Annotated in this window: 11 protein-coding genes; 3 read left to right on the top strand and 8 right to left on the bottom strand. The window is 68.3% G+C overall.

All coding sequences use genetic code 11. The features are described from left to right. Positions 1-126: 126 nt before the first annotated feature. The 3 genes from LCF40_RS16610 to LCF40_RS16600 form a co-directional block, all read right to left on the bottom strand. Positions 127-1104, bottom strand: a complete 978-nt coding sequence (locus LCF40_RS16610) for an SDR family oxidoreductase (RefSeq protein WP_224829333.1) — start codon at positions 1102-1104, stop codon at positions 127-129. A 45-nt stretch (positions 1105-1149) separates the two neighbouring features. After that, entirely contained in the window at positions 1150-2403 is a 1254-nt protein-coding gene (locus LCF40_RS16605; protein ID WP_224829332.1) for an O-antigen ligase family protein, read from the bottom strand. 184 nt (positions 2404-2587) lie between these two features. Beyond that, entirely contained in the window at positions 2588-3514 is a 927-nt protein-coding gene (locus LCF40_RS16600; RefSeq protein ID WP_224829331.1) for a glycosyltransferase family 2 protein, read from the bottom strand. A gap of 75 nt (positions 3515-3589) precedes the next feature. Here LCF40_RS16600 and LCF40_RS16595 point away from each other — a divergent pair, with 75 nt between their 5' ends. Beyond that, positions 3590-4663: a hypothetical protein gene (locus tag LCF40_RS16595; protein ID WP_224829330.1), complete on the top strand. Its 1074-nt coding sequence runs from the start codon at positions 3590-3592 to the stop codon at positions 4661-4663. Here the strand turns inward: LCF40_RS16595 and LCF40_RS16590 are convergent. Then, positions 4660-5982, bottom strand: coding sequence for a polysaccharide pyruvyl transferase family protein (locus tag LCF40_RS16590; RefSeq protein WP_224829329.1), 1323 nt, complete (start codon positions 5980-5982; stop codon positions 4660-4662). The two genes, LCF40_RS16595 and LCF40_RS16590, sit on opposite strands and share 4 nt — an antisense overlap. After that, positions 5979-6683 (bottom strand): acylneuraminate cytidylyltransferase family protein, encoded by a 705-nt coding sequence (locus LCF40_RS16585; RefSeq protein WP_224829328.1) that lies wholly within the window; start codon positions 6681-6683, stop codon positions 5979-5981. The genes LCF40_RS16590 and LCF40_RS16585 overlap by 4 nt, the downstream gene beginning before the upstream one ends. Before the next feature lie 147 nt (positions 6684-6830). Between LCF40_RS16585 and LCF40_RS16580 the strand changes: the two genes are divergently transcribed. Further along, entirely contained in the window at positions 6831-7745 is a 915-nt protein-coding gene (locus LCF40_RS16580; RefSeq protein WP_224829327.1) for a glycosyltransferase family 2 protein, read from the top strand. Between the two features lie 32 nt (positions 7746-7777). Here LCF40_RS16580 and LCF40_RS16575 read toward each other — a convergent pair whose 3' ends face one another. After that, positions 7778-9277 (bottom strand): hypothetical protein, encoded by a 1500-nt coding sequence (locus tag LCF40_RS16575; protein WP_224829326.1) that lies wholly within the window; start codon positions 9275-9277, stop codon positions 7778-7780. A 2-nt stretch (positions 9278-9279) separates the two neighbouring features. Next, positions 9280-11067 carry an ABC transporter ATP-binding protein gene (locus tag LCF40_RS16570; protein ID WP_224829325.1) on the bottom strand — a complete coding sequence of 596 codons (1788 nt, stop codon included), beginning with the start codon at positions 11065-11067 and terminating at the stop codon, positions 9280-9282. A gap of 190 nt (positions 11068-11257) precedes the next feature. Here LCF40_RS16570 and LCF40_RS16565 point away from each other — a divergent pair, with 190 nt between their 5' ends. Further along, positions 11258-13147: an N-acetylneuraminate synthase family protein gene (locus tag LCF40_RS16565; RefSeq protein ID WP_224829324.1), complete on the top strand. Its 1890-nt coding sequence runs from the start codon at positions 11258-11260 to the stop codon at positions 13145-13147. Here LCF40_RS16565 and LCF40_RS16560 read toward each other — a convergent pair. After that, positions 13144-14547, bottom strand: a complete 1404-nt coding sequence (locus LCF40_RS16560) for a sulfatase-like hydrolase/transferase (RefSeq protein WP_224829323.1) — start codon at positions 14545-14547, stop codon at positions 13144-13146. The two genes, LCF40_RS16565 and LCF40_RS16560, sit on opposite strands and share 4 nt — an antisense overlap. Positions 14548-14656 lie beyond the last annotated feature (109 nt).

The following is a 14656-nucleotide window of genomic DNA, read 5'->3' as shown; positions in this document are numbered from 1 at the left end:
GCCCGGGCCAGTGCGGACCCGCTTCGGATCGCGGCCCCGGTAGTGACGACGGCGAGGAAGTCGCGAGCCTCGCGCTCCGAGGCTGAGCTCGAGGGGTGGGGTTCGGGACCTACGATCGTCGGACGGCTACGACCTCCGGACGAGGTCGTCGTACCAGTCGTCGTTCTCCCGATACCAGCCGATGAAGTTCTCGACGCCCTCCCGAATCGTCACGTCGGGTTCGTAGCCAATCAGCTCTCCAGCCTTCGAGACGTCGGCGTGGGTGTGTTCGGCATCGCCCTCGCGGGCGTCGGTGAACTGGATCTCGAGGGTCGGGTCGATCGCGTCCCGAACGACCTCGGCGAGGGTGAGGATGTCGATGGTGTCCGTCGAGCCGACGTTCATCACCTCACCGTCGGCACTGTCGTCGGTCATGAGGGTGCGGTTCGCGCCGACGATGTCCTCGATATAGGTGAAATCGCGCGTCTGGGTGCCGTCGCCGTAGATGACGGGTGGTTCGCCGTGGATACACCGGGAGACGAAGTTCGAGATGGCCATGTTCGGGCGCATCCGGGGGCCATAGACCGTGAAGTATCGAAGCGAGACCGACGGCACGCCGTAGAGTTCGTGGTAGACCCGCGCGTAGTGTTCGGCCGAGAGCTTCGAGACGCCGTAGGGACTGACCGGCGTCGTCTGGTGGTCCTCGTCGTAGGGGAGGTACTCGGGCTTGCCGTAGACCGACGACGAGGAGGCGTAGACGAACCGCTCGAGGTCTGTATCGCGGGCCGCATCCAGGAGGTTGAGCGTGCCGTCGACGTTGTACTCGTGGACCTTCAGGGGCTCCTCGACGCTGGCCCGGACGCCGGCCTGGGCGGCCTGGTGGTAGACGGCGTCCGCGTCGGCGACGAGCTCGGCGACGAGTTCCTCGTCGGTGACGTCGCCCTCGACGAAGGCATACTCGCCGGTCGCGGCCTCGCGGGCGGCCTCGACGTTGTGGCGTTTGATGTCGACGTCGTAGAACGGTTCCAGGTTGTCGAGGACGGTGACGTCGTGGCCCTCGCGGGCGAACGCCTCGGCGAGATGGCCGCCAATGAAGCCGGCGCCGCCCGTGACCAGACAGTGCATGGAGATGGGAGCCCCGTGGGCGATGAAAAAGCCGTCGGAACGCGGTCAGGTCGGCGATCCCGATGATCCGATCGCCTCCCGGACCGTAGCAAGCGAAGGGACGGCGTACCGCCGGGGCGCGACCCGATAGGCGAGCACCCCACAGACCGCAAAGAGGTAGCGGTTCTCGTTCAGATCGCCGGTCACCATCGTGTTCGCGAGCATATACGCGAACAGCGCGAGGAGCACGAGGTGGACCGGCCGGCCGTGGTCGGCCCACTCGCGGATGGCGACCCCGACCCCGACCGCGAACAGCGCCAGGAGCAGCGCCAGCCCGACCAGCCCGAGTTCGAAGGCCACCTCGAGGACGATGTTGTGGGGGTAGTCCTGGGCGTCGCCGTAGCCGAGGACGACCGGCCAGGAGCCGAGTCCGTAGCCGAACGGAAGCGTCGCGGGCCCGAGCCCCGCAATGGTCTGTTGCCAGTAGGTGAATCGTGCGCCGAGGGACTGGCCCGGGCCCTCGAGCAGCCAGAGCAGTCGGGTGATCGTCTCGAGGTGTCTCGCGACCGTGAACGCGACGTAACCGGCGAGCCCGACCGCCGCGGCGTAGGCCCCGAGGGCCCACCGGCCGTTCGGGAGCCGGCCGATCAGGAGCCCGGCGACGACCAGGAGCCCGATCGCGCCGACAGCCGCGACCAGGGGGCCCCGGGAGCCGATCACGAGCAACGCGTAGGTCGCCGGCGGGAGGGCGATCCCCGCGGCGGTCGTCAGGCGCCGATCCGCCCGCGAGAGAACGAGGTAGCCGGTGAGGATCACGATTCCGAGGCCGAGTACACGGCCCGTGATCAGGTAGTTCGTCCCAAAGGGATAGATGGCCGTGTCGCCGGACTGGAGGTATCGCACGAACGTCTCGATGACGGCGACGAGCGAGAAGCCGACCGTCGCAAAGCCCGTGTAGCGGAGCCGGCGGGCCGAGGAGGCGACGACGAGGGCCCCGAGCCCGAGCGTAAGCCCGGTGACCCCGACCAGGCGAAACGCCTTCGAGAGGTAGTAGTCGGTGCTTGGAGACCAGAGCCCGGAGACGACGGCGTAGAGCGCGAACGCCGTAAAGAGGCCGGTGATGGCGATTCCGGCCGGGGTGACCCGGAGCCCGCCCCGCAGGGCCAGCCAGCCGGCGACAGCGGCGGCCGCAAGCCCGAAGGCGAGCGTCAGGTCGAGGGGGGCCCAGGCGACGTACCACGCGTCCTTGTAGACGCCCGCGAAGACGAAGGCGACGTAGCAGACGGCAAAGGCCGCGTCGGTACGTCGAGAGGAGTCCATCGCTGTCGGTGCCGACGATGCCATCGGATAAAAACGTCGTGAAACCCGAACGGTCGGTCCGGCGGTCAGTCGGCGTCCTCGACGCGACGGACGAAGGATCGGCTCCGATTGTCGGCGACGGAGCCCAGAGCCGCTCTCAACCTCGAACGGGCGGATACCGATTCCGACGACCGCATCCAGGCCTTCACGAAAACGGGAGACCACGGCGATACAACCGGTTTCCGAGGTCCTTCAGCCGTCGGCTCGCGGCGAACGCGGAGCCGCCGAGCCGGGCGGCAAGATAGAAGTAGTGGTAGCGAGGGTTCGTCGGGTGAAGCGAGAGTGCGGTCCGGAGCTCCCGACGCGTTGCGTCGATCTCGCCGCGGTCGGCGTAGAGAAAGGCGATCAGAAAGCGCTGGTGGGCCCGGCGCCGATCGGAGATGGCGTCGCCGTGTTTCTCGACGATCCGCTCGTAACCCCGGATCTGGCGGTCGACGTCGTGGCTGATCCGGTCGCCGTCGGTGTAATGATCGACGAGGATCTCGCCGATCCCCCGGAGCCGTGAGCCCTCGCTCACCCGGACGTAGAGGTCGTAGTCCTGGGCCGAGGGGAGGTCCTCGTCGAAGCCACCGATGGCCTCCAAGGTAGACCGACGAAACGTGGTGGCCGACAGCGAGCCGATCGGGTTGCCGTCGAGGATCGCCGCCCGGTCGATGACCCCCTCGGGGACACGCTGGATCGAGCCGACCGTCCCGTCGCGGATCCGGGCGTAGGAGGTACAGACGCCGCCACAGGTCGCGGGCGCCCCCGAGAGGACGCCGACCGTCACCTCGAGGTGGCGCGGGCGGAAGGCGTCGTCGGAGTCCAGAAAGGAGACGAACTCGCCGCGGGCGGCCTCGATTCCGGCGTTTCTGGCGGCGTTCGCGCCGCGGTTCTCCTCGAAGCGAAGCACGCGGATCCGGTCGTCGTCGTAGTCCGCGACGACCTCGGGGGTGGCGTCGGTCGAGCCGTCGTCGACGATCAGGAGTTCGAAATCGTCGTAGGTGCCCGAGAGGACGCTGTCGATGGCCCGCGGGAGCGTCCGACACCGGTTGTGGGTCGGGACGACGACCGAGACGGTGGGACCCTCCATTCGAACGCCCGTTGGGCGAAGGCGACGAAAAACCTGACGACAAGGGTTTTGTGGGATCGGTCGACAGGAGCCGGTATGGTCGGAGGCGGCGCCGGGAGCCGGCAGGGCCGGCGAACGAACGGGGAGCGAGGCGAGGGCCGACAAGCGGGCGCTCGGGACGGGCCGACCGAGCCGGGAGATGGCTGGGAGCTCTCGACCCCGGTCGTCCTCCCCATCTACGACCGTCCCGAAACCACCGCCCGGGTCGTCGAGGCGATCGCCGCGGTCGAGCCCCCCACACTCTACGTCGTCGCTGACGGGCCCGAAGCCGGCGACGACGCGGCGGCCGAACGCTGTGGGGCCGCCCGCCGGGCCGTCGAGGAGGGGATCGACTGGGATCTCGACCTTCGCCGCCTGTACCGCGACCACAATCACGGCGTCGCGAGCGTCGCCGAGGGACTGGACTGGGTCTTCGACAGGGAGCCGGAAGCGATCATCGTTGAGGACGACTGCGTTCCCAACCGCGAGTTCTTTCGCTTCTGCGAGACGATGCTCGAGCGCTACCGGGGGGACGAGCGGGTGATGTCCGTCAACGGCACCAACCGGCTGGGGACATGGACCAATGGGAGCGGCGACTACCACTTCGTGACCTACCAGGGCGTCTGGGGATGGGCGACCTGGCGCGATGCCTGGGCGCGCTACGACCCCGAGATGGGCGGCTGGCGCGATCCGCGGATCCGACGGCGGATCCGGGCGGCGATCAGCGACGAGGAGCGCGTTGCCTACCAGCGCGAGCGGTTCGAGAAGCGCTACCGAGGGGAGTCCGTCGCCTGGAGCAAGCCCTGGCAGTACGCGATGCTCGTTACCGGCGGGCTCGCGGTCGTCCCCGCCCGCAACCTCGTCTCGAACGTCGGCTTCGGGGCGGGGGCGATCCACACGACCGATCCCGACTCGCCGCTGGCCGATCTCCCACGCTACGACCTCGAGTTCCCTCTCGAGGACCCCCCGACGGTCACACCCGATAGAGCGTACGAGCAGGAGTGTTTTGAGCGCTTCAGGAAGACGGGCCGGTTCGAGGCCCTCCGTGAACGCCTCGAGCGTCGCGGAAAGGGGGCCGCGGTCCGGTACCTGCCCGACCCCGTCCTCGAGCGGGTCCGGGGCGTATTTTAGCTCTCGAGGAGCCGGACGTTACGACGGGCGCGCTCTGCGAGGACGTCGGCCCGCTCTTCGAGGCGCTCCTCGAGCCCCTCGCGATCGACGTACTCCGAGAGGAGATCGACGATCCGGTCGGTCGCGCCCTCAAGGGCGAGCGCGTCGAACGTCGGGCCGTCGAGGCCGACCTGCTCGATCAGCGCCGCGGTCTTGTAGGTGTTGGCGGTGAGGGTCACCACCGGAGTTCCCCCAGTCAGCGCGTAGATGCTCGGGTGCCAGCGCCCGCCGACGTAGCCCGCGGCGTGGCCCAGGACGTCGATCGCCTGTCGGACCGGGGTCGCGGGGCCGACCAACGGCAGGTCGAGGTCGTCGGCGACCGGCCGGAGGATCTCGGCGTCGGAGCCACAGGAGGCGGTGAGCACGACCGAGGCGACCTCGCGCTCGACCTGCCGACAGAGGTCGGCGAAGGCGGGTTCCGGGTCGTAGGCGGGCCTGTCGGGTCGGTTGTAGATCGAGCTGCCGCCGACGCAGACGTAGGGCTCGCTCGGGTCGAACCCCGCTGCGGAGTCGGGGTAGGCGTCGAAGTAGCCCTCGCGGGAGACGACCCGCTCCCAGGCCTCCCGGTCGGCGACGGGCTCGTACGTGAAGGCGGCGTCGGCGCCCCGGGAGCGGTCGGCCTCGTCGGGAAGGAACTCGGCGCAGGCGTCAGCCGAGAACGGCTCCCGGAAGACGACGTCGGTCAGCCGGGGATAGACGTTCGCGGCGATCTCGCGGACGACCGGGTCGTGGACGTCGGCGGTGTGGTTGACGAGCGCGCAGTCGGTGTCGAACTCGCGGGCGAGGTAGGCGACGAACAGCATCATCCGGCCCTTTCGCTGGCGGTCGTAGATGCTTCCCTCGCCGTTGATGAGGACGAGGTCGCTGTCCTCGATCCCGCGGCGGACGTCGGGGAGGAGCTCGCCACGGCGGACCGCCCGCGCGGCCGCGGGGTACTCCTCGTAGGTCACGGGGATCTCGTCCCACCGGCCGACGATCGACTGGTAGTGTTCGTAGGCGCCCCGGCGGTTCCCGCCGTGGACGAACGCGAGCGCCCGCAACGCCTTCCCCTCAAGGTCGGCCTTCCGGGACACGAAGCGGGCCAGGCGCGCGGGAAACGACTCGGGTTCCACGACGGTCTCGGCGAGCGCGCGCCGGTCGTCCATCCGCTCGAGGTGGAGGGTATCGGTGATCTCGCCGCCCGCCTCAGCGACCATCCCGCGCAGGGCTCTCGTGGTTCCCCGACAGCCCCAGTTCTCGCTGGTCGTCGTGTCGTTGACGAAGTAGACCGTCCTGCTCACGTCCGCCCACCCAGCTCCCCGGCGGTGGCTTCGAACCCGATCACGTCGGCGATCGCCTCCAGCAGCGTCAGGTCCTCGGGCGTGTCCACCTCGAAGCTCAGGAGTTCGGGCATCTCGTGGATCCCGACCCGTCCGCCCAGCCGGGCACTCTCCTCCCGGAGGACCGCCGGTTCGAAGGCGTAGACCGAGCCGTTCTCGCGGTAGCGGTCGGCCATCTCCTGGCGCATCGGTCGCTCCGCGGGATCGTAGTTGACCGGGCTGGCGCTTTCTCCCTCCTGCTCCCAGAAAAAGGAGTGATCGGCACAGGCCGAAAGCGCCGAGTCGTACTCCCCCTCGACGAGGTCGACCGTCGCGTCGATGTCAGCGGGCCGGCGAAGCGGCGAGGTACACTGGAGGAGCACGGCGACCTCGGGCTCGACTCCGTCGTTTTCGAGGACCTCGAGGGCGTGGGTAAGCGCCGCCTCCGTCGGCGAGCGGTCGCCAGCGATCGATTCCGGCCTGTCGATGACGCCAGCGCCGGCCTCGCGGCTGGCGTCGGCGATCTCGTCGTCGTCGGTCGAGACGTAGGTACTCTCGATCGCGTCGGCGGCGTCGGCCTGGGCGATCGTATGGGCGATCAGCGGGTCGCCGAGAAACGGCGTGACGTTCTTTCCGGGGATCCCCTTGCTTCCACCGCGTGCAGGGACGAGAGCGACGGCCATGGCGGGAGCCTGCGCCCCGACCGACAAGTAGCCACCGATGCGGCTTACCGGGCGATATAAGTCTATCCGGCGGCCCGTACCGATCGTGACCCTCCTTCGTGGCGACCGCGGACGCCACCCCCGGACGCCGACCGGCGGTGACCGCCCGTGAACGGGCCGCCCGTCTCGGTGATCGTTCCCGTCTACAACGACCCCGAGGGGCTCTCGGCGACTCTCGAGGCCCTCGCCGACCAGACCTACCCCGACTACGAGGTCGTCGTCGCCGACAACGGCTCGACCGACGCCACCCTCGAGGTCGCTCGGGCGTTTCGCGAAACCGATCCCGGCCTGTTCACCCTCGTCTCCGAGACCGAGATTCAGGGCTCCTACGCCGCCCGAAACACGGGAATCAGGGCCGCACGGGCGGATACCGACATACTCGCCTTCCTCGACGCCGACAGCACCGTCGAAGCGGACTGGCTCGAGCGCGCGGTCGCGGCGATGGACGAACGCGGGGCGGCGTACGTGGGCTGTCGGGTCGAGATCCCCCGAGAGGACGGAGAGGGGCTCGTCGCGCGCTACGACCGCCTGACCGGCTTCCCCGTCGCCCGCTACGTCCGCGAGGAGGGGTACGCGCCGACGAACTGCCTGCTGGTCACCCGCAAGACGCTCGCTGACGTCGGCGGTTTCGATTCCCGGTTGGTGTCGGGCGGCGACCTCGAGTTCGGCCGCCGGGTCCAGCGCTCCGGTCGGGAGCTCCACTACGCGCCGGAGGTCGTCGTGACCCACCCGTCGCGGGTGTCGCTGCGATCGATGCTCGAAAAGTACGTCCGGATCGGCCGCGGGATCGAGCAGAATCGCCGGCTCCACCCCGAACTCGGCCACGGCCGCGGGCTGGCGAACCCGCGACAGTACCTCCCGCCGAAACCCTCGACCACGAAGAAGGAACTCGCCGACGTCTGGGAGGAGCTGTCGATCCGGGAGAAGCTCTCGTTCTACGGGCTCCGGTACGTACTCGACCTCGCGAAACGAACCGGTCAGCTCCGCGAACGGCTTTCCCCGACGTCGGAATCGCGCGGGTAGCCGCTCGTCGCGACGGACATCGATCGCGCCGGTTATCGTCGCTCTCGCTCGCGGACCTCCGCGAGCGCGGCTCCGATGGTGTCGATCGCGTTCGGCGCGAAGAAGGGCGCCCGATCTTCGGGCGGACTCGCCGCCCCCGCCTCGTAGGCCTCGAGGAACTCCGCGGGGGACTCGACTACGGTCGCGTAGCCCCGATCGACCAGCGGCCCCAGTTGGACGACGCCGGGACACTCGAGCAGGTAGGTGTCGAGGCCGACCGCCAGCCCCTCGTAGAGCGCCGTCGAGTAGACTCCGACTTGGGCCGCCGACTCGGCGAAGAGGTCGTAGAGGTCGGCGTCGGCGCGGACGTCGATATCGGCCTCCCGGAGCCAAGGGTAGGAGTCCTCCCAGCCGTCGTACTCGCCGGGGTGGAGTTTGTAGACGATCTCACCCGAAAAATCTTCAGCAAGGGCCGCCACGAACCGGGAGAGTTCCCGGCCGACGGTTCCCTGGGAGACGACCAGCAACTGCTCTCCTCCCTCGTCGCTCTCATCGTCCGAGGCGTCGTCGTTTGCGTCCCCGGACCCGCTTTCGACACCGTCCTCGAGTTCCGCAAGCGACGCCTCGAGGTGAGGGTAACCGACCGGATACACCCGATCGGCGGGGATCGGCAACTCGACGGAGTCGCCCCAGAACTCGCCGAAGGTAAAGAGGTAGTCGGGGAACGTCTCCTTGGTGCGGTCGCCCGGAAACGAGTAGCCGACGTGATACGGATTGACCACGCCGTGTTGGAGTTCGACGACGGGGATTCCGAGATCCGAACAGACCTCGATCGGCGTCTCCTTCCCGTAGGAGACGACGAGGACGACGATATCGGGATCGAGGCGCTCGAGGAGTCGCCGGTAGAGCGGTCCCCTGCAGCGCCGGGTCACGAGGTCCCGGCGGACCCGTCCGGCGACGTCGAGGCCGGTCCCGAACCGCTCGGCGAACGCCGCTTCGACCCGCTCGAGGAAGCGCTCGTCGGCCGGCGTGAGAACACTCGGAGGAAGGAACTTTCGCCGGAGGTTGCCGCCGTACTTCACCAGATCGAGGTAGCGAACGTCCTCCGTCTTCGCTGGGGTGTGGTGGACGTGGTCGTGATCGGGTTCGAGGTAGACGGCGTCGAGGTCGAGGGCCTCGAGGATCGGGTCGCAGTAGACGTCCCACCAGAGCCCGTCCTCCCGTTGCTTGCGTCGGGGATGGCCGACGAACGCGATCTCCGCAGGATCGGCAAGAAAGGGGTTGCCGACGGCGACGTTCCGGAGCAGTCCCGTCAGCTTCCGGAGGCGGGCGCGCTGGAGGGAGACCGTCGTGTGGGCCTCGCCCAGCGGCGTCGTTTCCCGGATCGCCTCCCTGTGGGTCTCGAAGCGGGCCCGCTCCCAGAAGGGGACGCCGTCGATCCGGGCCGAAAAGAGCCCCAGGTCGTCCTCGACGGCCAGAAACCGGCGGTGGGCCTCCTCGTAGGAGAGTGTGGAATCGTTCGTCTCGTCCGTTCGGTCCGTGGCTCCCGCCACGGCTACTGCATCGCGTAGAGGTCGGCGTACCGGCCCTCCTCTTCGAGCAGTTCCTCGTGGTCACCCTCCTCGACGATCCTGCCGTCCTCGACGGTGTGGATCCGATCCGCACCCCGCACGGTCGAGAGCCGGTGGGCGATCGCGAGGATCGCGTAGTCCCGGTCCATCTCCTCGATGGCGGTGTGGACCCGGTCTTCGATCCCCGAGTCGAGGTCGCTGGTCGCCTCGTCCAGGACGAGGAGGTCCGCGTCCTTCAGGAGCGCGCGGGCGAGTGCGACCCGCTGACGCTGGCCCCCAGAGAGGCGGACGCCGTCGTCGCCGAGTTCGGTGTCGTAGCCCTCGGGGAGTTCGTCGATGAACTCCGTGACGTGGGCGATCTCGCAGGCGCGTTCGATCTCGGCCTGGGTCGCATCCCGGTTCCCGATCGTGACGTTCTCCCGGAGGGTGGTGTTGAACAGGAACGGGTTCTGGCGGACGACGGCGACCCGCGAGCGCCACTCGGTGAGGTCGTACTCGGCGAGGGAGGTCCCGGCGACCGTCACGTCCCCGGAGTCGGGGTCGTACAGCCGGGCGAGCAGGGAGGCGACGGTGGACTTGCCGGCGCCGGACGGGCCGACGAACGCGACGAACTCGTCGGCCGCGATCCGGAAGGAAACGTCCCGGAGGACTGGCTCTTCGTCGTAGGCAAAGGAGACGTCCTCGAAGGTGATCGGGAACGGGCTCTCGGGGACCGGTCGGCCGCCGCCGACCGGCTCCTCGTGGTCGCGCAGTTCGTCGATGAACTCCTGGGTCCGGACGAGATGGGGGAGCCGGCCCTCGACCCGGTAGAGGTAGTTGTTCGCCCGGCTCAGTTTCGGGCCGAGCTTGAACATCGCAAAGAGGAACATCCCAAGCGAGGCGAGCGAGAGGCCGGTAAACCCGATCGCGACGTAGATGAGTCCGAACACCGTCGCGGCCGCCGCGAAGTTGTAGACGTTGTCGATGATCGCCTCGTTGCGCCCGAGCTTGATCGAGGAGGAGGTGTAGGTGTCGACGTGGCGTGCGAACCGATCGAAGAGCTCGTCGGTCAGCGTAAAGAGCTTCGCGTCGCGGATCCCCTGGGTGCCCGCCTGGGCGGCGCCCTGGATCTCCTCGTTGGCCTGGGCGACCCGGTCGCCGATGGTGTATCCCGGCTCGACGACCTTGCGGATGAAGAAGGTCAGTCCACCGAGGATCACGCCCGCGAGCACGGTGAGCACGGGCGAGAGATAGAGCGCGATTCCCAGATAGACCGCACAGAGCATCACCTGTTTCATAAAACGGATGAAGTCACTGATCACCCGCCCCGCGGCCTCGGCCTGGGTGACGATGGCGTTCAGGATGTCGTCGGAGCCTTCCCGATCGAAGTAGGCGATCTCGGCATCCAAGGCGTGATCGAACGACTCGCGCTGGAGGTGGCGGACGTAGCGGTTCTGGAGGGCGATGCGCATCCAGTCGACGACGAAGTTCGTCCCGAACCGGACGCCCATGACGGTGATGACTCCGAGGACGACCGAGCCCAGCGTGAAGGGGATCCCCAGGAAGTCGTAGACGGCGACGAAGACCGCGACCGGACCGCTTGCGTCCTCGCCCGGCGCCCCCGGCGACTGGACGATTTCGACGATCGGAACGATGAAGCTGATCCCGATCCCCTCGAGGAGGGCCGTAAAGACGCTGAAGAAGACGACGGAGGCGGTCAGAACCGGGCGAAAGGTCGCGACCTCGTAGAGGCCGCGGGCCTTCTCCCGGAAGGAGAGGTCCTCTGTACTCATGTACTCACTCGAAAACGGGTTCGCGGTCGGGACACTATAAGATTGTCAATTCGATGTATGCTCCGATACCGCCACGAACGGTCCTCTGGAGTGCCTTCGGGATCGTATCGGCTACCGGGAGGCGAATCCAAAGCCGACCGTGCGAGCGACGAGAAACAATCCTTTTGGCGCCCCGATAAGAGGAGACGATATGTCCGATTCCACCCTCGCCGTCGGCGACCGGTCGATCGGCGGCGATCACCCCGCCTACGTCATCGCCGAGGCCGGCATCAACCACAACGGCAGCCTCCAGCTCGCAAAGAAGTTAGTCGACATCGCGAACGAGGCGGGCGCCGACGCGGTAAAGTTCCAGAAGCGCCGGCTCGAGGAGACCTACCGCGAGGAGGTCGTCACCAACCCCGCCCGCTCGGAGATGGGCGTCGAGTACACCGTCTCGAACCTGAAGCGAGTCTCGCTGTCGGACGCGGAGTTCCGCGAACTGGCCGACTACACCCGCGAGTCGGGCATCGAGTTCCTCTGTTCGCCCTGGGACGACTCGAGCGTCGACTTTCTGGAGGACCTCGACCTCCCGGCGTACAAGATCGGCTCGCCCGACATGACGAACTTCCTCCTGCTCGAGCGGCTCGTCGAGACGGGCAAACCCCTCCTGGTCTCGACTGGGATGGCCGAGGAAGGAGAGATCGAGCGGACTGTCGAGTTCCTGGCGGATCGGGGAGCGGCGTTCGGCCTGCTCCACTGCCGGAGTACGTACCCCGCGCCCTACCACAACCTGAATCTCGCGTTCATGGAGGAACTCGACGAGCGATACGACATCCCCGTGGGCTACTCGGGCCACGAACGCGGCATCGCGGTCTCGGGGGCCGCCGTCGCGATGGGTGCCGACGTCCTCGAGCGCCACTTCACCGTCTCGCGGGACATGGAGGGGCCGGATCACGCCGCGAGCCTGGAGGCCCCGGGGTTGGAGAAGCTCGTCCGGGACGTCCGCAACATCGAGGAGAGCCAGGGGACCCCCAAACGGTACCTCACCCGCGGGGAGTACAACAACCGCGTCTCGCTTGGCAAGAGCCTCGTCGCCGCCCGCGAGATCCCCGCCGGACGGGAGATCACCCGTGCGGACCTGACCGCGAAGAGCCCGGCGAAGGGCGTCTCCCCCCAGGAACTCGAGACCGTCGTCGGGGCCGAAGCCCGGAGAACGATCGGGGCCGACGAGACGATCCAGTGGGAGGACGTAGACGAGGGGATCGCCGAAGAGTACGACACCGATCTCGAGAACTGGGGGATCGTCGTCCGCTTCTCCGATATCGCAGACCACGACTGGGGCGATCCCGACGTCTTCGAGTTCCGGGTCAACGGCTCCGGCCTCGACGAGGCGTTCTCGGTGGGCGACTACGAGAAGGGGCTGGGGATCCACGCCCCCGAACAGGTCGGCCACGACCTCGTCGATCCGAGCGCGCGAACCGAGGCGACCCGCCAGGAGGCGGTGGACGTCCTCCAGCGGGTGATCGACAAGACCCGCGAGGAGATCGCGCCCCATTTCCCGACCGAGCGGCCGCCGATCGTCGTCCACCCCGGCGGGATCACGACCGACCACATGGACCTCGAGTCGGTCCCGGCAATGAACGAGGCCCTCGAACGGTCGCTTTCGGAACTCGACGAGAGCGGCGTCGAGGTGCTGATGGAGAACATGCCGCCCCTGCCCTGGATCTACGGCGGCCAGCGCTACCACAACAACTTCATGGCCGCAGAAGAGATCGCGGAGTTCTGCGAGCGGACCGGCCGACGGATCTGTTATGACACCTCCCACGCGAAGCTGTGGTGCAATTACGCGGGCGAGGACCTCTACGAACACGCCCGGACCCTTCGGCCGTACACCGCCTACCTCCACGTCGCCGACGCCGCGGGCGTCGACGGCGAGGGGCTCCAGATCGGCGAGGGCGAGATCGACTTCGAGCGCCTCCTGCCGCTGTACGACGACTTCGAGGGCCCGATCATCACCGAGATCTGGCGGGGCCACGAGAAGCGCGGCGCCGGCTTCAAGCAGGCCGCAGAACGGCTCGCGGAGCTCCGAGATCGGGTCTAGAGGTAGCCCAGATCCCGCAGGCGGGAGGCGGTGTCGCCGTCGACGTCCGCGGCCGCCCCGTCGGGATCGACGGCGCCGATCTCCGTCGCGAACAGGTCGTGTGCCTCGGGCGGAATTTCGATCCCGTCGGCGACCCGGTTCTGCCAGCAGGGCCGGCCCGGGTCGACGTCGTACTCGTAACGATTGCCCAGCGAGTCCCACTGGTACTTTCGCTCGCCCTCGTAGACCGCCCGGATGCTCCGCGACCAGTAGTCGGTATCGAGATCGGCGTCGGCCCGATCCATGCTCGGCAAGTGGGTCCCGACCAGCTCCGCGGGAATCCGTTCCCGGGCGAGGTCGCTGGCCGCGTCGGGGTCGTCGTCGGCCGCGGCACGGACGAGCCGGCCCAGCTCGAGCTGGGAAACGTAGCCGTCGCCGATCTGGAGGCCCTCGGGCGGGTTGATTACGTACAGCGGGACGTGCAGCAGGGCCTCGGTGAGGCAGCCGACGTGTTCGATCAGTCCGTCGTCGGCGGCGTACCCCAGGTTCTCGCCGTGGTCTGCCGTGACGATCACCGTCGTCTCGCGGGCGGTCCCCTCGAAGTGCTCGAGGAGGTCCGCGAGGACCCGATCGAGGTAGGCGATGTTGGCGGCGTACAGCTCCCGGTAGCGCCGGAGGTAGGTGGGCTCTCGCCGTCCGGGGTTCGCGTTGTACGCCCACTTGTTCACCCCCGTCGAGTCCCAGTCGGCCGGCGCCGAGTACCGGTCGCGGTCGAGTTTGACGTGGGGACGGTGGGTGTCGTGGCCGTCCATGAGGTTGACGTACGCGAAGAAGGGCTCTCCGGCGTCGTCGGTCGCCTCCCGCAGCCGGCGGGACACCGTTCCGGCGCCGTCGTCGGTGAGCGCCGGGACCCCGAACCGCGTCGCCCGCGAGCGGACCTTGGCGGCGACGGCGTTGGCGACGCTCTTTGCGGGATGGTCGTGAGCCGCGGCCTCCCGGAGGAGGCGAGCACTTCGGCGGAGGCCGCCGTCGGGCGCTCGGTCGACGAACTCGCGGGCGTCCATCCCCGCCGAGAAGAGCGTCCCGTAGTCGGCGTACTCGAAGCGGTCGAACAGGGAGTCGAAGCCGAACGTCGAGGAGAGCCAGGGGTTGGCGCTCACGCCGATCGTCGTGTGGTCGGAAAGCGCCGAGAGGAATGTGTCTCCCTCGAGCGTCCCGAAGTCGGCGTCGGGGTCGTAGATCCCCGTTTCGCTGGGGAGCCGGCCCGTGAACGCGCTCCCGTGGCTCGGAACCGTCCACGGACTCGCGGCCCGGCAGCCATCGATGGCGAGGTCGGCGGCCGCACGGGTCCGGGGGGCGTTGCGGTCGAAGTAGTCCTTCCTGACCGCGTCGAGACAGATCAGGACGACGTTTCGGGACACGTCCCCCCATGTGGGAGCCGGGAGATATAGGTGATGACATCGGCCCGGAACGGGCGATCGGCCGGGCGAACGACCGGAAAGCAACACGTATAATCGCGCCACGCCGGAA

Origin of the sequence: Saliphagus infecundisoli (assembly GCF_020177375.1) — an archaeon.
Lineage (GTDB): Archaea > Halobacteriota > Halobacteria > Halobacteriales > Natrialbaceae > Saliphagus > Saliphagus infecundisoli.
Note: the sequence above shows the minus strand (reverse complement) of the source record. Positions and strands in the feature narration are given on the sequence as shown.